Source organism: Burkholderia sp. MS455 (genome assembly GCF_016899445.1).
GTDB lineage: Bacteria > Pseudomonadota > Gammaproteobacteria > Burkholderiales > Burkholderiaceae > Burkholderia > Burkholderia pyrrocinia_C.
In genome coordinates this window covers 443,236-469,509 of record NZ_CP041778.1, presented here as the reverse complement: position 1 = coordinate 469,509, position 26,274 = coordinate 443,236, and the positions used below count along the sequence as shown (strand labels likewise).

The following is a 26,274-nucleotide window of genomic DNA, read 5'->3' as shown; positions in this document are numbered from 1 at the left end:
GCGTCGATCACGGAACGACCAGGGAAAGCCGATGAACGCCAGCCGCCGCGATCCGAACGCGCCGCCACGCGAACTGGGGCAGTTGTTGCGTTACTGGCGTGACGTGCGCGGCGTGAGCCAGCTCGACCTGTCGCTCGACGCGGGCATCTCGCAGCGCCAGATCAGTTTCATCGAAAGCGGGCGCAGCGTGCCGGGCCGCGACACGCTGCTGACGCTCGCGCAGACGCTCGACGTGCCGCTGCGCGAGCGCAACGCGCTGCTGCTCGCGGCCGGCTATGCGCCGATGTACTCGGAAGCGCCGTGGGACGCGCACGAGATGCACGGCGTGATCCGCGCGCTCGAACGCGTGGTGCGGCAGCACGATCCGTTTCCGGCGATCGTGATGGACCGCCACTGGAACGTGCTGATGACCAACGATGCGGCGCCGCGCTTTTTCGGCTGCTTCATCGACATGGCGGCACGCGAAGGCCCGCGCAACCTGTTGCGCCTGATGTTCGATCCGCACGGCATGCGGCCGTTTCTGGCCGACTGGGACAGCGTGTCGCGCAGCCTGCTGCAGCGCGTGTATCGCGAATCGGTCGGCCGCGTGATCGACGACGACACGCAGCGATTGCTCGACGACCTGCTCGCCTTTCCCGATCCGCCGCACGACTGGAAAACGCCGCCGGTGCCGGCCGCCGCGCCCGCGCTGCCGGTGATCCCGATCGGCTTCGTGCACGAAGGCGTCGTGCTGCGTTACTTCTCGTTGATCACGACGGTCGGCACGCCGCAAAGCGCCGCCGCGCAGGAGCTGCGCATCGAGTGCATGTTTCCCGCCGACGACGCGACCGAAGCGCGCCACCGGCAGTTGCTCGACGCGCACGCGCCGGTGCGTTGAGCGGCGGGCCTGCGCGTCGCCCGCCCGCAACGCTCAGGATGCCTTGATGAAATCGATGAACGCGCGCAGTGCCGGCGGTACGAGACGGCGCCCGGGGTAATAGAGGAAGGGCCCCGAAAACGGCCGCCACCACGGTTCGAGCACGCGTTCGAGTGCGCCGCTGTCGAATTGCGGGCGCAGCCACTCTTCGAAGAGATGCACGATGCCCGTGCCGGCGATCGCCGCGTCAACCAGCAGGTCCGTCGCACCGCCGATCTGCACCAGCAGCGGCCCCGCGGCCGGCTCGACCCGCATGACCTCGCCGTCGCGCTCGAACTCCCACGGCGGCATCGCGCCGCTCGCGAAGCGCCCGCGCAGGCAACGATGGTCGAGCAATTCGCGCGGATGCCGCGGCCGGCCGTGACGATCGAGATAGCCGGGGGCAGCCGCGGTCGCAAACCGTTGAATGCGCGGGCCGATCGGCACCGCGATCATGTCCTGTTCGAGCCGTTCGTCGTAGCGGATGCCAGCGTCGCATCCAGCCGCAAGCACGTCGACGAAACTTTCGTCGGCGATCACTTCCAGCCGTATTTCCGGGTACGCATCGAGGAAGCGCGGCACGATCGCGGGCAGCACGAGCCGGGCCGCGCTGAGCGGCACGTTGAGCTTCAGCGTGCCGGCCGGTCTGTCCCGGAATTCGCCGATACCGTCGAGCGCCGCCGCCACTTCGGTCAACGCGGGCCCGAGACGCGCGAGCAGGCGCTCGCCGGCTTCGGTGGGCACGACGCTGCGCGTCGTGCGGTGCAGCAGCCGCACGCCAAGCTGCGCCTCCAGCCGGCGCACGGCCTCGCTCAGCCCCGACGCGCTGAGGCCCGTCATGCGTGCGGCGTCGCGGAATCCGCCGGCGCGCGCCACGGCCATGAACGCATTCAGATCGCCCAGATCGGTTTGCATTGTTCGCCTTTTCGTACAACCCGTGCGGATTATGACGGCTTATCGCGCAGACGGCCAATGCCTATGCTGGGCGCATTCATCGACAGATCCACAGGAGCACAATCATGTCCGACATTCGGCACACCGCCACCTTCAGGCTCGGCGATCGCCACGTCAAACGAATCGGCTACGGCGCGATGCAGCTCGCGGGGCCCGGCGTATTCGGCCCGCCGAAGGACCGCGACGCGGCATTGAACGTCTTGCGCGAGGCCGTCGCGTCCGGCGTCGACCATATCGACACCAGCGACTTCTACGGCCCGCACGTGACCAACCGGCTGATCCGCGATGCGTTGCATCCTTATCGCGACGATCTCGTGATCGTCACCAAGATCGGCGCGCGACGCGGCGACGACGCATCGTGGCTGCCCGCGTTCGCACCCGACGAACTCGAACGGGCCGTGCACGACAACCTGCGCAACCTCGGGCTCGATGTGCTCGACGTCGTCAACCTGCGCATCATGTTCGACACGCACGGGCCGGCCGAAGGATCGATCGAGGCACCGCTGAGCGTACTCGCCGAACTGCAGCGGCGCGGGCTCGTCCGCCACGTCGGCCTGAGCAACGTGACGCCCGCGCAGGTCGCGCAAGGCCGGCGGATCTGCGACATCGTCTGCGTGCAGAACCACTACAACATCGCGCATCGCGGCGACGACGCGCTGATCGACGCGCTGGCACGCGACGGCATCGCGTACGTGCCGTACTTTCCGCTCGGCGGCTTCTCGCCGCTGCAGTCGTCGACGCTGTCCGGCGTGGCGGCCCGCGTCGGCGCGACGCCGATGCAGGTCGCGCTGGCGTGGCTGCTGCGCCGTGCGCCGAACATCCTGCTGATCCCGGGCACGTCGTCGGTCGCGCATCTGCGCGAGAATCTCGCGGCGGCCGATCTGGATCTGCCGGAGGACGCGCTCGCGGAACTCGACCGCATCGCGGGCGCCGGCGCCGTCTGACGGACGGACGACCGCCGGCGGCCCCGCGCAGCGCGGGCCGCCCGGCCGGCTAGGACACCACCACGCCCACCCGCTTCGGCACGCCGGTCACGATCGTCGCGACCGCGACGGCCAGCACGACGGCCGCACCGACGAACACGCCGGCCGCGCCGTTCGCATCGAACACGACGCCGCCGACCGCCGCGCCCGTCGCGATCGCGAGCTGGATCGCCGCGACGATCAGCCCGCCCGCGCTCTCGGCCTCGTCGGGCACGGTGCGCGTGACCCACGTCGACCACGCGACGGGCACGCCGCCGAACGCCATCCCCCACAACGCGACGAGCACCGCGTCGAGCATCGGCGCGCGGCCGAGCGCGACGAGCGCGATGCCGAGCACGACCATCAGCGCGGGCATCCCGATCAGCATCGGCCGCAGCCGGTGTTCGAGCACGCGGCCCGCGAGCGACGTGCCGACGAAGTTCGCAATGCCGTAGCCGAGCAGGATCGCCGACAGCCCGTTCACGCCGACGCCCGCGACCTGTTCGAGGAACGGCCGCAGATACGTGAAGAACGCGAAATGCCCGGTGAACACGAGGATCGTCGCGAACATCCCGAGGCCGACGGTCGGCCGGCGCAGCACGTCGATCAACGTGCGCAGCCGCGTCGTGCCGCTCGGCGGCATCGACGGCAGCGTCATCACCTGCGACACGAACGCGACGCCGCCGAGCCCGGCCGCGATCAGGAACACGTTGCGCCAGCCGATCAGGTGACCGAAATAGCTGCCCATCGGCGCGGACGCGATCGTCGCGACCGCCACGCCGCTGAAGATGATCGACAGCGCGCGCGGCACCATCGCCGTCGGCACGAGCCGCATCGCGGTGGCCGTCGCCATCGTCCAGAAGCCGCCGAGCGCGACACCGAGCACGACGCGGCCGATCAGCAGCGTCGTCAGGTTGGGCGCGAACGCGACCGCCAGATTCGATGCGACGAGCAGCACCGAGAACGCGAGCAGCACGCGCCGCCGGTCGATCGTGCGCGTCAGCGCGGAGATCAGCAGACTCGTGACGAGCGCGACCGTCGCGGTGGCCGTGACGGCCTGCCCGGCCACGCCTTCGGTCACGCCGAGGCTGTCGGCCATCGGCGTGAGCAGGCTGGCGGGAAGAAATTCGGCCGTGACGAGCCCGAAGACGCCGAGCGCCATCGCGAATACCGCGCCCCAGGCCGGTTCGCGGGTGGCCGCCGTCGAGGCGGCCGGGGAAATTCCGGGATTCATGCGTCGTTCCGTTTTCGTCTAGGGAAAGTACTGATGACGACGTATCGTAAGGAACGGCAGCAGGACGGTCTATGACATACAATCCGCTCTTGTTGATCGATCATCCGAATCTCGCCATGTCCGAGCCGCTGCTTCCCCCCGTCCCCGACGTGCACGACCTCGTCAGCGAGTTGCTGCTGGGGATGCGCCTGAGCGGCGTCCAGTACCGCCGCATCCAGGTCGCGCGGCCGTTCGGGCTGAATTTCGGTCAGGCGCCGGGCCGCGCGCAGTTCCATTTCGTCGGGCGCGGGCCCGTGCTGCTGCGCGATGTGTCAGGCGAAACGATGCGGCTCGAGGCCGGCGACGCGATCCTGCTGCCGCACGGCCGCATGCATGCGCTGGTGTCCGATCCGGATGCGCCGTGCCGCGAGATCAACGGCTTCGAAGTCGCGAAGATCTGCGATACGGTCGCGTCGGTGGCGTCGGCCGGCACGTCGCCCGCGGCCTGCGCGACGACGGAGCCGGGCGCCGGCGATGCGCTGATCTTCAGCGCATGCATGGAGCTCGATCTCGGCGGCATGCAGCCGCTGGTCGGCACGATGCCCGAGTTCATGCACGTCGGCACGCTGCTCGCGCGCTACCCGGAAATCCGTCCGATGCTCGACGCGATGGAGCGCGAATCCTGCTCGGCGCGCGCGGGCTTCGCGGGCATCCTCGCGCGGCTCGCGGACGTGGTCGCGGCATTCATCGTGCGCGGCTGGGTCGAGTGCGGATGCGGCGACGCGTCGGGCTGGGTGCAGGCGCTGCGCGAGCCGAAGCTTGGCCGCGCGATCGTCGCGCTGCATCGCGACCCGGGCCGCAACTGGAGCGTCGCGGAGCTGGCCGCCGAAGCGGGCGTGTCGCGCTCGGTGTTCGCCGAACGCTTTCTCGCGGCGACCGGGATGACGCCCGTGCGCTACCTGACCGAGCTGCGGATGCGGCTCGCCGCGCAGTGGATCGCGCGCGACCGCGAGGCGATCGAAGCCGTCGCGTACCGGCTCGGCTACGGTTCGCTGGCGGCGTTCAGCCGCGCGTTCAAGCGTGTGATCGGAAAGCCGCCGGGCGCCGTGCGTGCGGACGGCGAGGCGCGCGTCGAAGCGTAATGCCTGACGCTTGACGTGCGACGCCGACCCGGCCGCCACGCGTTGCTGCGCTCCGCAGTCGCACGCTCGCCGGCGTCGCGCAAGGCGCCGCCGCGTGTGACGCCTTTCCGCGTTCAGCCGTTGAGCGCTTCGAGCTTGTCGACCAGCGCCGTCGCGCATTGCACGGCGAGCGCCGCGCACTGCTCCGCATCCACGGCCGCGCCGTTCGCGACGGTGCCCTGCACGATCCGGCCCAGCAAATCCTTCGAGAGATCGGCGATCTCGTAGTCCCGTTCCGTCATGATGTCCCTCCTGCGCGTCGACCGATGACGGCGACGCGCTCACTGTCGCTGCCCGTTCAACGCCCTTTCGCACGCACGACGATCTGCGCCTGCGTATCGCGCTCGATGCGTTCGAGCGACGCGCGCAGCGCCGTGAATTCGTCGGGCGTGCATACCTGCCGGCCGAAATCAGCCTTCATCCGCCGCGTGACCTGCACGACACGCGCGGCCGCGTCGAACACGTAATGCGACGTGAAATCGACGAAGCGGTCGTGCACGGCCGCGTCGGCCGGCAGGTCGGTCACGACGACGTCGGCCGGCAGCGCGATCTGGCCGGTTTCGTCGAACGCGCCGCCGATGCAGCCCCACGGCTGCGTGCGCACGGGTTCGGCCAGCCAGCTCTCGACCTGCGTCGCGATGCCGCCCGTGAGGCTCGACAGCGCGGGCAACGCGGTCGTGCCGTCGGGCCACACGAAATGATCGAGCGTGCCCGACACCGTCACGTCGAACGGCCCGTCGGTCACGCGCCGGTCGCTGGTCGACAGTTGCGCGCGGCCGCGCAAGCCGCTTTGCCGCAGGCGTTCGGTCGCGAGCTGCTCGATGCGGTCGTGCGTCGCGCGGCGAAACAGGTTGCGTTCGAGTTCGGCGGTCCAGCCGTCGTCCTCGATGTACGCATGAAACCGCGCGGCGCCGGGCTGCGCGGCATCGATCGCGAGCCGGGCGATGCGGCCGCGCGGCTGCGTGGCCGGCGTGCGCGACAGCACGCCCGTGTCGACCAGCAGCGCGGGGCGATCCATCACGATCGGCGGCAGGTAGCCGAACGCGATGCCGGCCGTCGTCGTATCGGCGTAAAGCGCGAGATCGGGCAGCCACGTGATCGCGTGATTGATCGCGCCGCCGCCGTAACCGGGCACGGACGGCAGCGTGTACACCGAACCGAGATTGATCAGCACCGGTTCGCTGCGGATGCCGACCGCCGCGAGCAGCGCGCCGAACAGCGCGACATGGTCCTTGCAGTCGCCGTAGCGGTTGCGCAGGATGTCGGTCGCGCGATGCGGCGCGGCGGCCGTTTCGCCCAGAAACAGCGCGACGTAGCGCACGTTCGCCTGCACCCAGTCGTACAGGATGCGTGCCTTGTCGCGCGGATCGGCGGCAGCCGCGGTGAGCGCGCGCGCCAGCTGCACGACGGCCGGATCGTCCACGCTCGGGTCGACGGCCGCGTTGCGGTAGCGCGCGGCGAATGCCGCGTAGTCGGGCAGCGTCGACACGACGAGCCGGTCGCCGTAGGTCGGGTAGCCGACCGCGCCGTTCTCGATGCGGTCGTACGGGCCGTGCCGGTAGTCGAATTCGTAGCGCGTGCGGCCGTTCGCCGTGACCGGCGGCAGCGCGACATAGCCGCGCGCGTCCGCGTACAGCGGCATGTCGGCCGGCACGTCGAAGATCAGCCGCTGATTGTCGACGGGCTCGCGCGACGGCTCCACGTAGTAGCCGAAGTAGCCGCGATTGACGGGCTTCGTGCGCGTCTTGCGGAACGCCACGCGCGTGCTCGAGCCGGCTTCGACGCCGGGAAACACGACGGTGCGCAACAGCCCGTCCTGGAACGTCGGCGCGCCGGCCGAGCGCGGCTCCTGCACGTCGCGGATGCCGTCCGCACCGACCGGATGCGCGACGCCGTCGCGGTCGATCGTCTCGGCCGCGAGCAGGTCGACCTGCTCGAGATTCTTGTCGAACCACACGTAGCGCTGCGCGACCGCGTCGATGCCGTTCGCGTTGTTCGCTCGCAGCGTCGAATCGTCGTGCTCGTCGAGCGAACCGTCGTGCCGGATCACGAATTCGTGGACATCACTGACGAGCGTGACGGGCGCTTCGTCGGCAACGCCGTTCGCGCCGTCCGCCGCCGTGCCCGCGCCCGGCGTCGCACCGACGGCGTTCGATGCGACGAACGCGGCAGCGCATGCCAGCATCCAGCCGGCCAGGCCGACAGAAAAGCGCACCACATCGCACCTCGTCGCGGTTCACGGAAAGCGCGGCCGCGCAGCGGACAGGGTCAACCGCGCGACGCTCGTGTCGGCCAGTGTGGGCGACGCATACGCACGCGTCAAGCCGGTGCCCGCCGGCCTACAATGAGGCATGGAAGCATCGTCGCGTGCGGCCGCCGGCATATGCTCGATCGCCGAACGCCGGCGAAGGATCGTCCGTCCGCGAGCGGGAGGCACCATGGAAAACGGGATCGTGGAAGTCGTCGTGCTGCTGGCGTTTGCCGCACTCGCCGTGCTGTTCTTCGCCAAGCGTCCGGGGCGCGACCGGCTGAGGGCCAAATTCCATCATCCGCCGCTGCGGCGGCCCAACCGTCCGCATCGGCATCATCAGCCTTGACGGCTGCTACCGGCAGTCGCCCACGCGCTTGCCGCGCCACGTCCACGCGCGCGTGTGCGCGCCGGCCTGCGCATGCTGCCCGCGCAATAGCCCCTTCGAGTCGTAGCTCGTCGGCGTGACAGCGCCCGTCACGGTGCCGTTGCCGCGCCACCGCTAGCCGACGTTCATCGGCAGCAGCACCATCTGCTTGCCCTCGACATGCAGGCGCGCCTGCAGCTCGACGGGCGTCTGGTTGTGCAGCCACGCGGTCAGGAAATTCACGCGCCGGAAGATCAGCTTGCTCGCGAAGCACACGGCATTCGGATACGCGTCGAGCGTCGACGACGCGAGGTTCATGAATTCCACGACCGGATTCGTGCCGAACGCGATCCGGTAGTCGGCCGCGATGCCGTTGCGGCGGCAATGCGCGACATAGTAGTCGAGCGCTTCGGTGATCGAGTGACGCAGCCGTTCGAGATGTTCGTGCCCGTCGTACGCCTTCGCATCGACCTCGCCGACCGCAAGGAAGATCACGTTGCGGAAGTGCCCGGGAAACAGCCGGTTGACCCACAGCAGCGCATGCATGCTCGCGCCGCGATGCTTGCCGACCAGCAGCACGGCCGTCGGTTGCGACGGATCGGGCTTGCCCGGCGCGCTCGCCTCGTCGACTTCGGGCGGCTTGCCGGAGAACAGCGCATCTTCCTTCGCGAGCTGCGCGCGCGTGTACGCGTAGTGGCGGTTGATCATGAAGCACAGCGCGATCACCGCGCTCGTCACGAGCACCGTGAGCCAGCCGCCAGCCGTGAACTTCTCGACCAGCGTGATGACGAGCACGGTCGCTGTCACGCTCAGCCCGAGCGCGGACAGGAAGAAATGCTTGAACCAGCCGCGCTCGCTGCGATGACGCCACCAGTACGTGCACAGCCCGAGCAGCGACATGCTGAACGTAAGGAACACGTTGATGCTGTACAGCACGACGAGCACGTCGACGCTGCCGTGCGTCCACAGCAGGATCAGCAGGCTCGACAGGCCGACGACGATGATGCCGTTCTGCCGCACGAGGCGCGTCGACAGGTCGCGGAAATGGCGCGGCACCCACGAATCCGACGCCATGTTCGACAGCACGGCCGGGCCGTCGAGAAAGCCTGTCTGCGCGCCGACCATCAGCAGCCCGGCCTCGAACGCGAGCACGGCCGCGAGCAACGCATGCCGCGCGAACGCCGAGCCGAGCCCGAGATGGTCGATCACGCTGCCGAACACGACCGCGTTGAGCGTCTCGCCTTCGACGGGCCGCGCATGCCACAGCATGTACAGCAGGATGATGCCGCCGGCCGTGAACGCGAGCGACGTCGACATGTACCACATCGTCACCTTGCCGTTCGGCACGCGCGGATCGGCGAGCATGTTCACGTTGTTCGACACCGCCTCGAGGCCCGTATAGGTGCCGCCGCCGAGCGAGAACGCGCGCATCAGCAGCGCGAGCATCACGAACACGCCGAGCGACTGCGACATCCCGTGCGCCTCGTGCACGGCATCGGGCACGATCATCGCGAGGTTGCTGCCGTGTACGGCGACGCCATACACGATCAGCCCGAAGTGCAGCACGACGAAGCCGATGAAGATCGGCAGCAGCACCATGATCGACTCGCGCATCCCGCGGAAGTTGAGCCCGGTCATCAGCAGGATCAGCACGATCTCGGTCGTGAGCTTGAATGCCTGCGCGCCGACCGGCAGCAGGCTGAAGAACGCGTCGACGCCGCTCGCGAGCGAAGTCGCGACGGTCAGCACGTAGTCGACCAGCAGCGCAGCACCCGACACGAGCCCCGGCTTCGCCCCGAGCAGCGCGGTCGCGACGCGGTAGCCGCCGCCGCCCGTCGGGAACAGCTCGATCACCTGGTTGTAGCCGAGCGCGATGATGAACACGGTCGCCGCGGTCGCGAGCGCGAGAAACAGCGCGAGCGGCGTGTGGTGCGCCAGCGCGAGGAACGCCTCTTCCGGGCCGTAGCACGACGACGACAACCCGTCGGCGCCGAGCCCGACCCAGGCCAACAACGGCGTCACGGCGATCGCATGGCGCGTGCGCGGATCGAGCGGGTCCAGCGGTTTTCCGACCAGCAACTGCCACACCTTCCGGAATGCGGTCATGGTCCCCTCCCGGCACACCCGGCACGGCGGCGCGATCCCTTAAAGCTAATCGACGCACGCTCGCGGCGCCAGTCCGCATATTCCATAGGGGTCGCCCGCCGGCCCGGCGCCGCTTTCAGCGCGTAAGCGACCGACGCCGGCGCCCGTGCGCAGGAGCGGCCGCCTGCACGTGTTGGCCCGGCGCGGCACAACGGCCTCCCGGCCGCGTTGCGGCCCGCTCTCCCGCTCTCCCGCTCTCCCGCTCTCCCGCCCTCATCGACCGCGCCCGCCGCACTGTCCGCCGCCTCCGATATACGTCTCGTCGCCCGTCACTCCCCGTCTCGTCCGCGCGCATGCGATCCGCGCCCGCGTCCCAGTCGTGCGTTGTTCCCCGCAATTCGGCATTTGTGCGCGCGCAACAATGGCGATGCCTCGCGCCCGGCGCCAGGCGGGCAACCCGATTCCCGCATGGCGCCGGGCGCGATGGTCTTCGAAAACCACATCTCACGAGGACATACCATGCAACTCCAATCCCATCCGGCGTGCCGCCCGTTTTATGAAGCCGGCGAACTCACGCAACTGACTGCCTTTTACGAAGAAGGCCGCAACGTCATGTGGATGATGCTGCGATCGGAGCCGCGGCCGTGCTTCAACCAGCAACTCGTCACCGACATCATCCATCTCGCGCGCGTCGCACGCGACTCGGGCCTGCCGTTCGACTTCTGGGTGACGGGCTCGCTCGTCCCCGAGCTGTTCAACGTCGGCGGCGACCTGAGCTTCTTCGTCGACGCGATCCGCAGCGGCCGGCGCGACCAGCTGATGGCCTATGCGCGCTCGTGCATCGACGGCGTGTACGAGATCTACACGGGCTTCGGCACCGGGTCGATCTCGATCGCAATGGTCGAGGGCAGCGCGCTCGGCGGCGGCTTCGAAGCGGCGCTCGCGCATCACTACGTGCTCGCGCAGAAGGGCGTGAAGCTCGGGTTCCCCGAGATCGCGTTCAACCTGTTCCCGGGCATGGGCGGCTATTCGCTCGTTACGCGCAAGGCGGACCGCGGAATCGCGGAATCGCTGATCTCGACCGGCGAAACGCATGCGGCCGAGTGGTACGAGGATCGCGGGCTGGTCGACGAGACGTTCGACGCCGGTGACGCGTATCTCGCGACGCGCACCTTCATCGACGTGACGAAGCCGAAGCTGAACGGCGTGCGCGCGATGCTGCGCGCACGCGAGCGCGTGTTCCAGTTGTCGCGCTCGGAGCTGATGGACATCACGGAAGCGTGGGTGCATGCGGCGTTCACGATCGAGCCGAAGGACCTCGCGTACATGGAACGCCTGGTGATGCTGCAGAACCGGCGCGTGTCGAAGCTGCGCACGGTGTAATGCGGCGGGGCGCCGCCGGTTGCCGGCGGCGCCCCGCTCTCCGGAACGGAGCTCAGGCGATCAGCCTGAGCTTTCTCGTCTCGGCGAGCCACGCCTCGAATGCCTGCGCCGGCATCGGCCGCGCGTAGTAGTAGCCCTGCGCGTGATCGACGTCGAGCTGCTTGAGGAAATCGGCTTCCGCGTGCGTCTCGACGCCTTCGGCGACCACCGCGAAATTCAGCGCCTTCGCGAGCGACACGACCGAGCGCACCAGCGCCTGCGAGCGCGGATTGCGGTCGATGGCCGTGATGAAGGTGCGGTCGAGCTTGATCGCGTCGAGCGGCAGGCGCGACAACTGCGACAGCGACGAATAGCCGGTGCCGAAATCGTCGAGATGGATCTGCGCGCCGAGCTGGCGGAACTGCCGCATCAGGCTGTTGGCGGAATCCTCGTCCTCGATGAAGCAGCTCTCGGTCAGTTCGATGTCGAGCAGGCCGGGCTTGAGCCCCGCGCTGTCGAGAATCGATGCGAACTGATGCACGATGTTCGTGTCCTGCAACTGCCGCGCGGACACGTTCACCGCGATCCGGATGCCGAGCCCCTTCGCCTTCCACGCGGCGGCCTGCGCGGCCGCGGTGCGCATCACCCAGCGCCCGAGCGGCGCGATCAGCCCCGACTCCTCCGCGAAGCGGATGAACTCGATCGGCGCGACGAGCCCGCGATCGGGCGACTGCCAGCGGATCAGCGCCTCGACGCCGCGCACGTCGCCGGTCGCGATATCGACGACCGGCTGGTAGTGCAGCACGAACTGCTCTTCCTCGAGCGCCTTGCGCAGGTTCGTGTCGAGCCACATGTACTTCGCGACCTTCTGGTTCATCTCCAGCGAGAACACGCGGTACGTATGCTTGCCCTCCTCCTTCGCGACGTACATCGCGGTGTCCGCGCTGCGGATCAGCGTCTCGAGCGAATCGCCGTGCTGCGGATGCATCGCGATGCCGATCGAACAGCTCGTATAGACCTCCATCAGTCCGAGGTGGATCGGCGTGCGCATCCGTTCGAGGATGATCTGCGCGGTCGCTTCGAGCAGCGGCCGCGTGCCGTGCTCGAACAGCACGAGGAATTCGTCGCCGCCGAGCCGCGCGAGCGTCGCGCCGGACGGCAAGCAGCCGCTGATGATCTTCGACACGTCCTGCAGCAGGCGGTCGCCGGTGATGTGGCCGTAGTGATCGTTGACGCGCTTGAAGTTGTCGAGATCGAGGAACAGGATGCCGACCTGGCCGCGCGACACGGCGCTCTCCGCGGCGATCGCCGCATGGATGCGCTCGCTGATTGCATGGCGGTTCGGCAGCCCGGTCAGCACGTCGGTGTTCGCGAGTTCGGTGAGCCGCTGCTGCGCGTTGCGCTCCTCGGTGATGTCGATGCCCGAGCAGATCAGGAACTGCTCTTCGACGCCGCTGCCGCTCTGCACGAACTTGTTGCGGAACTGGAACAGGCGCGGCCCGTTGACCGTGTTGATGTAGCGCTCGACCGCGAACGAGCGGTTGCTCGCGAAAAAGCCCGTGATGTTGCTGCGCGACTGCGCGCCCTGCTCGGGGCTCATGAACAGTTCGAACGCGCTGCGGCCGATCACGTCGACCTCGCGCTTGCCCGTCACTTCCTCGCACAGGTGGTTGAAACGCTGCACCATCCCGTTGCGGTCGAGGATCACGACCAGCGAATTCACTTCGGACACGACCTGCTCGGCGAACGCGAGCCCGTGCGAGAGATCTTCCGCGACGGACACGGCATCGGAATACGCGGAGGCCGTGCCGGCCCAGTCGGTCGTGTTGACCTTCCTGCCGACGAGATGGAGGCTGACCGACTCGCCGAACAGCGCGATGTCGAGCACGAGGTGCGACGTGACGCCCGTCAGCGCACGGATGCGCGCGGCCTGCTCGACCGTCAGTGCAACGGCGACGTTGGTCAGGCCGCGGACGGCGGCGAGTTCGAGCGCATTGCTGTCGCTGCCGAGACGCCAGCAGGGGCTGCGCGTACCGACATGCGCCTCGAGCACCGCGCTATCGTTTTCGTCATCCATGGACACGCCCCGATCCAGAAAAAAAACGCACAGTGTAGACGGAGGCGAGTTGGCCGCCCGTCTTCCCGGGCCGCGCAGCGCGCGTTCCCGGAGGGGCAGCCGTGCTTGCCGTGACAACGGCCCTCGTCTCGTACTTGTTTCCAACCAATGCGACCCGGCGTTCGCGCGTGAAGCGCGCAGGTTCTGCCTAACGAATGATGAGAGCCATCTTATCAAATGACGATGAGGATTGGCACTCACATTTAGAGCGGAGTGTCAAGGAATCAGGACTCGATTGGCAAGCCGGATTTTTCATGATTGGCGGCATGCTCGAAAGCAGGCGAGGCAGTGCGAAACGGGGCTGGCCGGATAGTCGGAGCGCCTTGCTCCGTATGGGTTTTCGGGAAATCGCAGAATGTAGGGACGGATATTCTTCAGGACCACGGCGGCAGGGTCGGATCGTGTTCCGGCAACGCGAAATCCGGCCAATTTGTTTCTGTTCGAGCGTGAATGCGCCGCTTTATTCCACAGTCGGTTGCAATATCGCGCCGACTGTCGACGCGGCATGTTTTATCGGATCCCGGCGGCGGGTCGACATCGCCGGTGGAACCGGTACGGCCGCCGTCGCGACCGGCGCGCGAGACACGCGGCGAGCGTCCGCCGTTCCGCACGAACGCCCGCCGTCGCCGCTGCCGCGCGTGGGTCGCGGCTCAGCCCGCCGCGCCGTACCCGCCGCCGCCCGGCGTTTCGACGACGAACACGTCGCCCGGCGCCATCTGCGCGCGGCCGATATGCTCGAGCGCCTCGACCGTGCCGTCCGCGCGCTCGATCGTGTTGCGGCCGAGCGCGCCGGCCGCGCCGCCCACCGCGCCGAACGGCGCATGGATCCGGTTGTTCGACAGGATCGACGCGGTCATCGGCTCCAGGAAGCGGATCCGCCGCACCGCGCCGTCGCCGCCGCGCCAGCGCCCGCCGCCGCCCGAGCCGGCGCGGATCCGGTGCGAATCGAGCCGCACCGGGTAGCGCCATTCGAGCACCTCCGGATCGGTGAGCCGCGAGTTCGTCATGTGCGTCTGCACCGCGCCGACGCCCGCGAAGCCGTCGCCCGCGCCGCTGCCGCCCGCGATCGTCTCGTAGTATTGATATCGATCGTTGCCGAATGTGAAGTTATTCATCGTCCCCTGGCTCGACGCGACGCAGCCGAGCGCGCCGTACAGCGCGTTGGTGATCGCCGACGACGTCTCGACGTTGCCCGACACGACCGCCGCCGGATACTCGGGGTTCAGCATCGAGCGCGCCGGCACGATCACCGTGAGCGGCTTCAGGCAGCCGGCGTTCAGCGGGATGTCGTCGCCGACCAGCGTGCGGAACACGTACAGCACGGCGGCCATGCAGACGGCCTTCGGCGCGTTGAAGTTGTTGTCGAGCTGCGCGGACGTGCCGGTGAAATCGATCTCCGCGCGCCGGGCCGCGCGATCGACGCGGATCGCGACGCGAATCTCCGCGCCGTTGTCGAGCGGATAGCGGTACGCGCCGTCCTGCAGCGCGCCGATCACGCGCCGCACCGCCTCTTCCGCGTTGTCCTGCACGTGCCCCATGAACGCGAGCACGACGTCGCGGCCGAACTGCGCGACCATCCGGCGCAACTCGTCGACGCCCTTCTGGTTCGCGGCGACCTGCGCGCGCAGGTCGGCCATGTTCTGCTCGACGTTGCGCGCCGGGTAGCGGCCCGATGCGAGCAGCGCGCGCGTGTCGGCGTCGCGCAGCACGCCGGCCGACACGAGCTGCCAGTTGTCGATCAGCACGCCTTCCTCGTCGATATGCGTCGAATCGGGCGGCATCGAGCCCGGTGTCGTGCCGCCGATGTCGGCGTGGTGGCCGCGCGAGCCGACGTAGAACAGCGGCGCGTCCGAGCCGTCCGCGAACACCGGCGTGATGACCGTCACGTCCGGCAGGTGCGTGCCGCCGTGATACGGGTCGTTCAGCATGAACACGTCGCCGTCGCGCATGCGGCCGCGGTTGCGCTCGATCACCGTGCGGATGCTCTCGCCCATCGAGCCGAGGTGCACGGGCATGTGCGGCGCGTTCGCGATCAGGTTGCCGTCGCCGTCGAAGATCGCGCACGAGAAGTCGAGCCGCTCCTTGATGTTCACCGAGTACGCGGTGTTCTGCAGCCGCAGCCCCATCTGCTCGGCGATCGACATGAACAGGTTGTTGAAGATCTCGAGCCGCACCGGATCGGCATCGGTGCCGAGCGAGCGGCGCGTCGGCAGCGGCGTCGTGCGCGTCAGCACGAGGTTGCCCTGCGCGGTCATCCGCGCGCGCCAGCCGGGCTCGACGACGGTCGTGCCGTTCTTCTCCGCGACGATCGCCGGGCCGTCGATCGCGTCGCCTGCGAGCAGCGTGTCGCGCACATAGAGCGACGCGTCGTGCCACTGGCCGCCGGAATGGAAGCGCACGGCGGAATCCGCGCGCGGCGCAGCGCATTCCCCGCGCGAGGCCAGCGGCGCGATGTCCACCGGCGCGTCGGAGCGGCCGATTGCCTCGACCGACGCCAGCTCGGCGACGAGCGGCGTGCCGGGCATCAGGAATGCGTAGCGCTGCCGGTACGCGGACTCGAACGCCTGCTGCATCGCGTCGACGCTGCCGGCCGGCACGTCGAGCGCCGAGTCGGTGCCCTGGTAGCGCAGGTGCACGCGCCGCTCGGTCGCGATCCGCTCCGGCGGCACGCCCTGTTCGAGCAGCGCGCCGACGGCCTCGTCGGCCAGCCGGTCGAGCGCCGCGTTCAAGGCCGGCAGCGATGCATCGGACAGCACGGCCTCGACCGCGCGCTCGCGCATCGCGGTCTGGTCGGCCAGGCCCATCCCGTATGCGGACAGCACGCCCGCGAGCGGATGCGCGAACACCTGCGTCATCCCGAGCGCGTCGGCCACGCCGCACGCGTGCTGGCCGCCCGCGCCGCCGAACGTCGTCAGCACGTAGCGCGACACGTCGTGCCCGCGCTGCACGGAAATCTTCTTGATCGCATTCGCCATGCTGCCGATCGCGATTTCCAGGAAGCCTTCGGCGAGTGCTTCGGGCGTTTCGCGCCGCCCCGTCGCCGCATGGATTTCATCGGCGAGCGCCGCGAACTTCGCGGCCACGCCGTCGCGGTCGAGCGGCTCGTTTGCATGCGGGCCGAACACGCGCGGGAAATGATCGGGCTGAATCTTGCCGAGCATCACGTTGCAGTCGGTCACCGTCAGCGGGCCGCCGCGCCGGTACGCGGCCGGCCCCGGGTTCGCGCCGGCCGATTCGGGTCCGACGCGCAGCCGCGCGCCGTCGAAGCCCAGCACCGAGCCGCCGCCCGCGGCGACCGTGTGGATGCTCATCATCGGCGCACGCATCCGCACGCCGGCCACCTGGGTCTCGAACACGCGCTCGAATTCGCCGTTGTAGTGCGACACGTCGGTCGACGTGCCGCCCATGTCGAAGCCGATCACCTGGCCGAAGCCGGCCGCGCGCGCGGCGCGCACCATCCCGACGATGCCGCCGGCCGGGCCCGACAGGATCGCGTCCTTGCCCTGGAACGCATCGGCGCGCGTCAGGCCGCCGCTGCTCTGCATGAACTGCAGGTTCACGCCCGGCATCTCGTGCGCGACCTGCTCGACATAACGACGCAGGATCGGCGACAGGTACGCGTCGACGACGGTCGTATCGCCGCGCGACACCATCTTCATCAGCGGCGACACTTCGTGCGACACCGAAACCTGCGTGAAGCCGATGCGGCGTGCGAGCTCCGCGAGCGCGCGTTCATGCGCGGTGTAGCGGTAGCCGTGGATCAGCACGATCGCGAGCGCACGCACGCCGGTGTCGAACACGCGGCGCAGCGACGCTTCGGCATCCTGCACATCGAGCGGCACGACGACGTCGCCATGCGCGCCGATGCGCTCATCGATCTCGACGACGCTCTCGTACAGCGCATCGGGCAGCACGATGTCGAGATCGAACAGGCGCGGCCGGTTCTGGTACGCGATGCGCAGCACGTCGCGAAAGCCGCGCGTCGTCGCGAGCGCGGTGCGTTCGCCCTTGCGTTCGAGCAGCGCGTTGGTCGCGACCGTCGTGCCCATCTTCACCATGTCGACGCGCTCGGGCGTGATCGGCTCGCCGTCGGCGAGGCCGAGCAGGTGGCGGATGCCGGCCACCGCCGCGTCGCGGTACTGCTCGGGGTTCTCCGACAGCAGCTTGTGCGTGACGAGCGTGCCGTCGGGCCGGCGCGCGACGATGTCGGTGAACGTGCCGCCGCGGTCGATCCAGAATTGCCAGCGTGCGGCGTCGGAGGGAACGGGAGAAAGGTGTCGGTCGGTCATGATGGTCGATGCGTCGTGAAATCTCGGAACGAGCGCCGCCGCACGGCGCGCGTCGCGCGCCGTGTCACGGTGTCGATGAAAGGGGAAGAAAACGAAGGGCGGGCCGCCCCGCCGCTTACGCGGCGTCGAGTTCGCGGCCGCGCGTCTCCGGCAGCGTCAGCGCGGCGACGATCACCACGCCGTATGCGGCAACGGCGAAGATCCCGATGCTCGTGCCGAGCCCGTATTGCTTCGACAGCGCGCCGATCAGGAACGGGAACAATGCGCCGATCGCACGGCCCACGTTGTAGCAGAAGCCTTGGCCCGAGCCGCGCACGCGGGTCGGGAACAGTTCGGTGAGGAACGCGCCCATCCCCGAGAAGATGCCCGACGCGAAGAAGCCAAGCGGAAAGCCGAGCCACAGCATCGACGCGTTGGTCAGGTTCAGCGACGTGTACGCGAACGCGATCGCCATCGAGCCGACCGCGAACAGGATGAAGTTCGGCTTGCGGCCAAGGCGGTCGGTCAGGTATGCGCTCGTCAGGTAGCCGACCCACGAGCCAAAGATGATCATCGCGAGATAACCGCCGGTGCCCATCACGGTCAGGTGCCGCTCGGTCTTCAGGAAGGTCGGCAGCCACGTCGTGATCGCGTAGTAGCCGCCCTGCGCGCCGGTCGTCAGCAGCGCCGCACGCAGCGTCGTCGTGATCAGCTTCGGCGCGAAGATCTCGGTGAGGCGCGGTGCGTCGGCCACCTTCGCCTGCGCGGCCTTCTCCTTTGCGTAGACGTCCGGCTCCTTCACGTAGCGGCGGATCGCGACGACCAGCAGCGCGGGCGCCAGCCCGACGAGGAACAGCGCGCGCCACGCCTGCTCGGCCGGCAGCACCGAGAACAGCAGCGCATACAGCAGCGCGCACAGCCCCCAGCCGATCGCCCAGCCCGATTGCACGAGGCCGACCGCCCTGCCGCGATCGCGCGCGCGGATCACCTCGCCGATCAGCACCGCGCCGGCCGTCCACTCGCCGCCGAAGCCGAAGCCCATCAGCGCGCGTGCCGCGAGCAACTGGTGATAGTTCTGCGCGAGCCCGCACAGCGCGGTGAACACCGCGAACCACAGCACCGTGAGCTGCAGCGTGCGTACGCGGCCGATCCGGTCGGACAGAATGCCGGCGATCCAGCCTCCGAGCGCCGATGCGAGCAGCGTGACCGTGCCGATGAAGCCGGCGTCCGCGAGCGAGATGCCCCAGGTCGCGACGAGCGTCGGGATCACGAACGACAGCATCTGCGTGTCCATCCCGTCGAGCATGTAGCCGACCTTGCAGCTCCAGAAAGCACGGCGCTCGCGCGGCTGCGCGTACGCGTACCACGAGAACAGGCCGCGGCTCTCGTGGCTCGCGGGCTCGGCGGCGGGTGCCGCGAGGGTCTTGCTTTCCATGGTGGTGCTCCTGTCGTTATGCGCCGTCAAATGTGTGCGTGTGTCGTATGTGCGTCGCCGCGATGCCGGATCAGAACATGGCCAGCGATGCGTTCGTGATGTCGGTCATCAGCATGTGGCCTGGCGTATGCGCGATCGCGATCGGCAGCTTCGCGTCCATCAGCGCGGTTTGCGGCGTCACGCCGCACGCCCAGAACACCGGCAGCTCGCCGTCGCGGATCGTCACCGCGTCGCCGAATTCGGGCGCGTTCAGATCCGCGATGCCCAGTTCCCGCGGGTGGCCGATATGGATCGGCGCGCCGTGCACGCCCGGAAAGCGGCTCGTGATCTGCACCGCGCGGATCGCATCGGCGCCGCGCATCGGCCGCATCGACACGACGAGCCGGCCGCCGAAGATGCCTGCGCGCCGGTTCGGAATCGACGTGCGGTACATCGGCACGTTGCGGCCCTCCTCGACGTGGCGCAGCCCGATCCCTTCGCGGGCGAGCATGTCCTCGAACGAGAACGAGCAGCCGATCGCGAATACGACGAAATCGTCGCGCCACAGCGCTTCCAGCGACTCGACGCGCTCGGTCAGGCGGCCGTCGCGGTACACGTTGTAGCTCGGCACGTCGGTGCGGATGTCGAGATCCTCGCCGAGCGCGTCGATCCGGAACGCGCCCGGTTCGCCGACGCCGAGCAGCGGGCACGCTTTCGGATTCGCCTGACAAAAGCGCAGGAAATCGTGCGCGTACGCATCGGGCAGGATCGCGAGATTGGCTTGCGCGAACGGGCCGCAGTGGCCTGCGGTCGGGCCGCGGAATGCGCCGCGGCGCACCGACTGGCGGAATTCGGAAGGCGTCATGAGGTTCAATGGCAGATCGGGATGTGGTCGGGATGACGGCGTCGCGTCATCGGATACGGCGAAGAATAGAAAAGAAAAAATTTTGTCGCCAACGAGTTTTTTTGCGCTGCGTGTATAGAATTTCTTAACGTATCTTCGGGTTTTCCCCGGTCCCGTTCATTTTTTCAGCGGGGCAAGCTGCGCGCCCAATGCCTTGCCGACCGCCATGAACACGCGTTTTCTCGAAACCTTCGTCACGCTCGCGAAGCTGCGCAATTTCCGCACGACGGCCGCCGCGCTGCACGCGACGCCGGCCGCGATCTCGCAGCGCCTGAAGGCGCTCGAGGACGAATTGCAGACCGTGCTCGTCGACCGCGACAGCCGCGAATTCCGGCTCACGCCGAACGGCGAGTACCTGCTCGGCTATGCGAAAGCCGTGGTCGAGGCGACGCAGGAGCTGCAGGCCGCCGCGTCCGGCGAGAGCGCGCTGCGCGGCAAGCTGCGGCTCGGCGTGATCGAGACCGTCGTGCATAGCTGGCTGCCGCACTATATGCGCCGCCTCGCGGCCGACTACCCGCAGCTCGAGATCGACCTGACCGTCGACGTGAGCGTCGTGCTGCAGCGCCGGCTGATGGCCGGCGAGCTCGACCTGATCATCCGCGTCGAGGGCAGCGACGAGGCGTCGGTCGTCTGCGACGCGCTCGCGAACTATCCGGTGCGCTGGATCGCGCGCGCGGGGCTGCTGCCGAACACGCGCACGGGCCTTGCGCGGCAGGTGCTGCGCCAGCCGATCCTGACCTACGGGCGCGGCACCGCGCCCCACCGCGCGCTCGAGGACATCGTCCGTACCCTTGCGCACGCGCACGGCGTGCCGCTGTCGGACACGCGCATTACCGGATCGCCGTCGATCTCGGTGATCGTGCAGCTCGTGCGCGATGGCTTCGGCGTCGCCGCGATTCCGGTGCTGTTCGTCGATGCGCTGATCGAGAGCGGCGAAGTCGTCGAACTGCCGCTGCAGCCGTCGCCGCCGTCGATCGTCGTGTCGATGTCGCGGCGCGCGGATGCGCCGCGGTTCGTGCACGGCGCGTCGATTGCCGCGCGGGCCGCGTGTCACGAGTATTGCGAGAAGAGTACGCGGCGGTTGGTCGAGGCGCTTTGAGATGGTGCCCGCACCGCATTCGACATTAGCGCACGAAAAACAACCACCTTTTGTTTAACGAGAGTCAAAGTCGGAAAAATCGTATTCATCCCATAGGCGACGCCGCATTTTCACGTTATCAATCTCGATCCACGTGATATGCGAGATCGCTGATGAAAAATGCACAAGGCCGCGAAATGGTCCGCCTGGGTGACCCAACCAACCACGGCGGCGAAGTCATCGAATGCGCGAATGACCTGAAACATCTCGGGATCGGCGTGGCGCTTGACGGCCATGGCGTTCGTTGTCCGAAATGCGGTGGCATTTTTCCGTTGCTGGCGAGTGGCCCGCGTACGCATCGCGGCCGGCGTGTTGGCTATCGCGGCGACAAGACCGGTTGCGGTGCGACCGTCATTGGCCAGCGAACAACGGGGGCAGCGTAAATGGCGATTTTCCCCCGGGTTCGCACACTGTCCATCGCGGGCGCATCGTTGCCGACCTATGGGATGGACCGGCTACCGGTATTCGTTCCAGTGCGCCTGCAAGGCACCGAGACCATCGGCCGTCTCGATGAATGCCGCTACCTCGTCATGCTGCGTACCGACGACGCCTATGCGGTTTCGCCCAGTCGCACGGCCGATCTCGATCTGGACAAACTGGTCGGCACTGAAGTAACCGTATCGATCCAGCTCGAGGGCAAAGGGCAATTCATTCCCGGGCTGGCGGGAAACGCCGGGCTCGGCAACATCGGCGCGGGCACGCGCGAGATCACCGGATTGGTCGAAGTAGCCCGGCTTGCGGGTGAGGATCGCGATTCGATCCTATTCGAACTGGAACTCCGACCGTGGCTTCATCGTGCGACGCTGACGCAGGACTGCCGCCTGTTTCAGGATATGACCGTCATTGAAATCACCGACGCGGTGCTTTCGAAGTATCCCTACCCTGTCGATAGACGCCTAGGCGCATTCCGGGGCGCCTATCCCAAACGCGACGTGCAGCGACAGGCGTTTGAATCGGATTGGACGTTTCTGCAACGCCTCTGGGAGGAATGGGGAATCTGGTGGTGGATTGAGCACGACGGCGGCCATCATCGTCTGGTCTTGTGCGACGCGATGGGCGGTCACCGGCCGCACGGCGCGGCCTATGAGACGCTGCGTTATCTGCCGCCCGGCGGTCAGCGCATCGATGAGGAACACATTCACACGTTGTCCGTGACCAGCCGACTGACGTCGGGACGCGTAACCGTGACGGACTACGACTACACACGCCCACGTGCGACGCTGGGCATTACTGTAGAAGATCCTCGCCCGACGGCCAGCTCAGATGGCGAAATTTATGATTGGGGAGACTACAGTCAACCGCTGGCGGGCGCTCAGGGGCTGACAGGTCAACCGAACGATACGGGGCGGGAGGCGCAGCACTTCGCGCGTGTGCAGCTCGAGATGCAGCGTTGCGCGGGGCGGCGCGCGAACGGTAAGGGGCATCTGCGCGGCCTCACGGTCGGTCGCACCTTTACGCTCACCGGCCATCCGCAGCTAGCGGCGAACCGTGAATACCTCGTCGTGTCTTGCACGCTCGACATCGAAGACCTCGTCGGGCGGACCGGTGGCGCACAAACCTATCGCGCCGACGCGCGATTCGAGCTGCTGCCGACGAACGAGTCGTTCCGACTGGAACGCAGCGTCCGCAAACCTATCCTGAGCGGGCCAGAGAAGGCGATTGTGGTCGGGCCGGCCGGACAGGAAGTCTGGACGGACCAATACGGTCGCGTGAAGGTGCAGTTCGAATGGGATCGCCAGGGCAAACACGACGAGCAAGCGGGCATCTGGTTGCGCGTGCTGTCGCCGTGGCAAGGCGTCGACATGGGCGCGACGTTCATCCCGCGCATCGGTCATGAAGTGGCGGTATCGCACTACTACGGCGACCCGGACTTGCCCGTGATCGTTGGCAGTGCGGTCAACGCGTTCCGCCAGCCTGCACTGGACCAGCCTCACAATCACGCGGTATCGGTGATTCGCGGCCGGGAATTCCACGGTACCGCATCCGGCCATGTGGCGATTGACGATACGCGGGAGCAAATCCAGACGCAGATTGCCAGCGACGCGGGCACATCGCAACTGAGTCTCGGCAATATCCGATGCATCACCCGAAAAAAGGGGCGCGCCGATGCGCGCGGCAGGGGCTTCGATCTTCGCACCGACGACTGGGGTGTGGTGCGCGCACTGAAGGGCTTGTTCGTGCTGACGGACGGTCAACCGGGTGGCTCCGGCCATGCAAAGGACGCCAAAGAGGCCGTGGGACGGCTGACGCGGGCGCGCGAGCTACAGGAAAGCCTCACGGATTTAGCGCAACAGCACGAAGCACAACAACGTGGCGCGGATCAGAGCGACGTAACCCGAGCGATCAAGGAGCGCAACGATGCGATTCGGGGAATACCGTCTGGCACGGCGGACGACTTCCCGGAGCTGACGGAGGCCGATATCGTGCTGGCCGGACCGGCGGGGATCTGTCTGGCGGCCGAGCGCGGCGCCCATATCGCGAGCGGTGAGGATGTGGCGGTGACGAGCGGCCGGCATGTCGGGCTCGCGGTCGGCCGGTCGCTATTCGCGAGCGTATCGAACGCGTTCTCGCTGTTCGTGCACAAGGCTGGCATGACGCTTGTCGCCGCAGCCGGGAAAGTGCGCATCGATGCGCAGACCGATGGTGTTGACCTCACCGCGAAGAAGGCGATCAACATCACGAGTACGACCGACAGCATCCACCTGCATGCGGCAGAGGAAATCGTGCTGCATGCAGGCAGTACGGAGGTTCGCATCAGCGAACTGGGGTATGTCGTAAAGACGGCGGGCGAGCACACAATCCACGCGGGCAGTCATCAGACAGACGCCGCACAGATACGGCCGATGCGCGTGCCGGTCACGCCCGAGCATCCGGGGCAGTTTGCCGCGCACTTTGTGCTGCTGGAGCATGACAGCGGGTTTGCGCTACCGAACCAGCCGTACCGCGTCACGCTTGATAACGGTCGCACAATTGAGGGGGTGAGTAACGCGCTGGGCGAAACGGAAGTGGTAACGAGCCACGACATCTCGTTCGCCACGGTGGAGCTTCTGGCGGCGAGCGATCCGGACAAGGTGATTGCGGTCAACCGCGCCGTCGTCGTGCGCGATAACAAGACGCCCTACACCGCCAAGGCACCGAACGCCGACAAGCGTACCGCAACAATCAAAGGCAAGAAAGTCAGCACCCCGGAACAGGGGGCAACTTCCGAGAGCCAGCCGGCCGCGTTCGCGAGCTGCGACCCGCTCAACTTCGGACTGCGTTTCCATCACTTCGTGGACGGGACTAAACAGGACGACTCGCCTCCCGACATGCCGGTACGCCGCGATGTTGAGTATCCGGTTACGAAAACCTATACGGCGGCGATCAAGAAAGCACTCTATGGAATTGAGTGGGGCAAGTTCAATACGTTGAGTGGCTCGATATCAGAAGAATTAAAGGAAAATATCGCGCTTTCAGTTGACAAAACATTGAGCACAGCCCTTTCTGCGGGACCATTTGGATTACCCAAAGGTTCGCCAGGCGACCCGATGAAGTCAAATGGAGCAATTCCCAAGATAGATATTGTTAATTCAAAGGAAGGCCCAACCAAATACAACATGCGCTCGGATGTCAGCGCGTCATTTATCGGGAGGTACTGGATAATAGCCATCCAAGAGACAGAAATCGCTAAAATCATTGCATCGTCGCATAATCCGACTACCCTGGACGGAACCCTGAAGGCATTCGCGGATATGCTTTATCACGAAGCACGACATTGCCAGCAGACATTCTGGATGATGACCTTTCTTCAGCAACACCCGAATGACTATGCGATGCTCTCACAGACGACGCAAGTATATAAAGCCAGCTCGCCACAAACGATTTTCGAGGCCGCAGGGAAAGTAAAAGTACCCGATGATGTACGAGTTGCCACGGGACTTCATCGCATCTTGGTTTTCCACTATTACTGGATGATTTCGTACATACAAAATCAGACGGGCGGAGCCTATGTAAAGCCCGATGTACCAATTGCACAGGCCGAAGTGTGCAAGCTGTTGCGAGTGTCGCCAGAAACAGCGGCCAAGATGGTGAGTTTCGAAGAAGGATACCGGAGCCAGTTACATGAAGAAGATGCCTATGCGTGCGCTGAAGTGGTGCAAGCCTATTGGGACCATCCTGATCGTGCTTTCGTTCGTAATCCCGGTACATGCACAGGAGGATACGATGCTTCACTTCAAGCCATTGGGGGAGGGATTTGAAATGCAGGCGACCGACGAAGAGCAGCGCGTCATGCTGCGAAGCATCCTAAAAACGGCAATGGCGATCCTGCGTGATGATGCACCATACAATCCTGAATATATTGTCTTCGGGACAAACTACACAACGTGGACACACCCCCCTGCAACAGGATTTCTTTATAAATACAAAAATCGTGCGCTACGTGGAACGAAGATTGAATTTTCCACCGGCGACGATCCGGAGGACTACAGCGATGATCGCGACAAAGTGAAAATTGTTCCGGCTGGGGTAAGAATTGTCATTGATGCAAGGGTTGCCAACCTACCTGACACGGAAATCAAATCGCTTCTCCAGTTGGAGGACTATTGGGTTGACTATCGCGGAAACCGTGAATATGGAAATGAATTGAGCGGGCGTACCCCCGAGGCTCCCAATTTGCAGTCCTTTCGCTACCGCTCGAAAGATATTCCTGGCAGTAAATTTCCAATCGATGTCGATCTAGGTTACATAAATCCGTTAGATGGATCATTTCCGCAGCAATTGTGGATAGTCGATATACGCCGCACGTACAAAATCTTGAAACCGGAAGAACGTAAGCAGCGCCGCTTAGAGGAGCAACAGGTCAAGCGCCACAAATACGAGTTGATGAATCTGTGTACGGGCATTCTGTGCCCAGAAACAGGGATATGGCAGGGCTACACCAAGACTTCCAATTCGGATATTCATCTGATCTGGAAGGGGCAAAAATTTCCCGATGTCCGCAAGCTCACCCCTCGGGAGCAAGCGGAACGGAACCAGTACACGAACCTGTTTGAGCCAGGTCGGTGGATGTGGTTCGAGGAATATCAGGAACGATCGTGAGAAGCATCCGATTGAGTTCGTACTTGCGAGCCCATACCGGTGGAACGCTAAAAGCCGACGGGAGAGTTGCACTGGCGCGAAGAAGTGC

General features: G+C 66.6%; 19 protein-coding genes. 9 read left to right on the top strand and 10 right to left on the bottom strand.

Annotated features, from left to right (window positions below; translation table 11 throughout):
• Window positions 1-31: 31 nt before the first annotated feature.
• The gene (locus tag FPJ27_RS06555; RefSeq protein WP_204422383.1) at window positions 32-877 is read left to right on the top strand and encodes a helix-turn-helix transcriptional regulator; all 846 of its coding nucleotides are present in this window, start codon (window positions 32-34) and stop codon (window positions 875-877) included.
• A gap of 33 nt (window positions 878-910) precedes the next feature.
• Here the strand turns inward: FPJ27_RS06555 and FPJ27_RS06550 are convergent, their stop codons facing one another.
• Complete coding sequence (locus FPJ27_RS06550) at window positions 911-1,810, bottom strand: LysR family transcriptional regulator (RefSeq protein WP_204422382.1); 900 nt, start codon at window positions 1,808-1,810, stop codon at window positions 911-913.
• Window positions 1,811-1,914: 104 nt separating this feature from the next.
• Here FPJ27_RS06550 and FPJ27_RS06545 point away from each other — a divergent pair, with 104 nt between their 5' ends.
• Window positions 1,915-2,793 (top strand): aldo/keto reductase family oxidoreductase, encoded by an 879-nt coding sequence (locus tag FPJ27_RS06545; RefSeq protein WP_204422381.1) that lies wholly within the window; start codon window positions 1,915-1,917, stop codon window positions 2,791-2,793.
• Window positions 2,794-2,842: 49 nt separating this feature from the next.
• On the opposite strand, the gene FPJ27_RS06540 is transcribed toward FPJ27_RS06545, so the two are convergent.
• Entirely contained in the window at window positions 2,843-4,045 is a 1,203-nt protein-coding gene (locus FPJ27_RS06540) for an MFS transporter (protein WP_204422380.1), read from the bottom strand.
• 71 nt (window positions 4,046-4,116) lie between these two features.
• On the opposite strand from FPJ27_RS06540, the gene FPJ27_RS06535 reads away from it, so the two are divergent.
• Window positions 4,117-5,166, top strand: a complete 1,050-nt coding sequence (locus tag FPJ27_RS06535) for an AraC family transcriptional regulator (RefSeq protein ID WP_204422379.1) — start codon at window positions 4,117-4,119, stop codon at window positions 5,164-5,166.
• Window positions 5,167-5,279: 113 nt separating this feature from the next.
• On the opposite strand, the gene FPJ27_RS06530 is transcribed toward FPJ27_RS06535, so the two are convergent.
• Entirely contained in the window at window positions 5,280-5,447 is a 168-nt protein-coding gene (locus FPJ27_RS06530) for a hypothetical protein (protein WP_204422378.1), read from the bottom strand.
• A 56-nt stretch (window positions 5,448-5,503) separates the two neighbouring features.
• The gene (locus tag FPJ27_RS06525) at window positions 5,504-7,390 is read right to left on the bottom strand and encodes a DUF3857 domain-containing protein (RefSeq protein WP_239483297.1); all 1,887 of its coding nucleotides are present in this window, start codon (window positions 7,388-7,390) and stop codon (window positions 5,504-5,506) included.
• Between the two features lie 253 nt (window positions 7,391-7,643).
• Between FPJ27_RS06525 and FPJ27_RS06520 the strand changes: the two genes are divergently transcribed.
• The gene (locus tag FPJ27_RS06520; protein WP_175960757.1) at window positions 7,644-7,802 is read left to right on the top strand and encodes a hypothetical protein; all 159 of its coding nucleotides are present in this window, start codon (window positions 7,644-7,646) and stop codon (window positions 7,800-7,802) included.
• A gap of 6 nt (window positions 7,803-7,808) precedes the next feature.
• Here FPJ27_RS06520 and FPJ27_RS36800 read toward each other — a convergent pair whose 3' ends face one another.
• Window positions 7,809-7,934 (bottom strand): hypothetical protein, encoded by a 126-nt coding sequence (locus FPJ27_RS36800; RefSeq protein ID WP_275557390.1) that lies wholly within the window; start codon window positions 7,932-7,934, stop codon window positions 7,809-7,811.
• Window positions 7,935-7,955: 21 nt separating this feature from the next.
• Window positions 7,956-9,926: an APC family permease gene (locus FPJ27_RS06515; protein ID WP_204422377.1), complete on the bottom strand. Its 1,971-nt coding sequence runs from the start codon at window positions 9,924-9,926 to the stop codon at window positions 7,956-7,958.
• A gap of 498 nt (window positions 9,927-10,424) precedes the next feature.
• Between FPJ27_RS06515 and FPJ27_RS06510 the strand changes: the two genes are divergently transcribed.
• Window positions 10,425-11,288, top strand: coding sequence for a crotonase/enoyl-CoA hydratase family protein (locus FPJ27_RS06510; RefSeq protein ID WP_204422376.1), 864 nt, complete (start codon window positions 10,425-10,427; stop codon window positions 11,286-11,288).
• A gap of 52 nt (window positions 11,289-11,340) precedes the next feature.
• On the opposite strand, the gene pdeR is transcribed toward FPJ27_RS06510, so the two are convergent.
• The 4 genes from pdeR to FPJ27_RS06490 all read right to left on the bottom strand — a co-directional run bounded on the left by pdeR (window position 11,341) and on the right by FPJ27_RS06490 (window position 19,930).
• Window positions 11,341-13,344 carry a cyclic di-GMP phosphodiesterase gene (gene pdeR / locus FPJ27_RS06505; RefSeq protein WP_175960759.1) on the bottom strand — a complete coding sequence of 668 codons (2,004 nt, stop codon included), beginning with the start codon at window positions 13,342-13,344 and terminating at the stop codon, window positions 11,341-11,343.
• A gap of 689 nt (window positions 13,345-14,033) precedes the next feature.
• The gene (locus FPJ27_RS06500) at window positions 14,034-17,672 is read right to left on the bottom strand and encodes a hydantoinase B/oxoprolinase family protein (RefSeq protein WP_204422375.1); all 3,639 of its coding nucleotides are present in this window, start codon (window positions 17,670-17,672) and stop codon (window positions 14,034-14,036) included.
• Window positions 17,673-17,787: 115 nt separating this feature from the next.
• The gene (locus FPJ27_RS06495; RefSeq protein ID WP_204422374.1) at window positions 17,788-19,086 is read right to left on the bottom strand and encodes an MFS transporter; all 1,299 of its coding nucleotides are present in this window, start codon (window positions 19,084-19,086) and stop codon (window positions 17,788-17,790) included.
• Between the two features lie 70 nt (window positions 19,087-19,156).
• Window positions 19,157-19,930, bottom strand: a complete 774-nt coding sequence (locus FPJ27_RS06490) for a putative hydro-lyase (RefSeq protein WP_204422373.1) — start codon at window positions 19,928-19,930, stop codon at window positions 19,157-19,159.
• Window positions 19,931-20,135: 205 nt separating this feature from the next.
• On the opposite strand from FPJ27_RS06490, the gene FPJ27_RS06485 reads away from it, so the two are divergent.
• The 4 genes from FPJ27_RS06485 to FPJ27_RS06470 all read left to right on the top strand — a co-directional run bounded on the left by FPJ27_RS06485 (window position 20,136) and on the right by FPJ27_RS06470 (window position 26,186).
• Window positions 20,136-21,068 (top strand): LysR family transcriptional regulator, encoded by a 933-nt coding sequence (locus tag FPJ27_RS06485; protein WP_065502871.1) that lies wholly within the window; start codon window positions 20,136-20,138, stop codon window positions 21,066-21,068.
• Between the two features lie 152 nt (window positions 21,069-21,220).
• Window positions 21,221-21,490: a PAAR domain-containing protein gene (locus FPJ27_RS06480; RefSeq protein ID WP_204422372.1), complete on the top strand. Its 270-nt coding sequence runs from the start codon at window positions 21,221-21,223 to the stop codon at window positions 21,488-21,490.
• Entirely contained in the window at window positions 21,491-25,345 is a 3,855-nt protein-coding gene (gene tssI, locus FPJ27_RS06475) for a type VI secretion system Vgr family protein (RefSeq protein WP_204422371.1), read from the top strand.
• Window positions 25,311-26,186 (top strand): hypothetical protein, encoded by an 876-nt coding sequence (locus FPJ27_RS06470; protein ID WP_239483246.1) that lies wholly within the window; start codon window positions 25,311-25,313, stop codon window positions 26,184-26,186. Before tssI ends, FPJ27_RS06470 begins: the two co-directional genes overlap by 35 nt.
• Window positions 26,187-26,274: the final 88 nt, after the last annotated feature.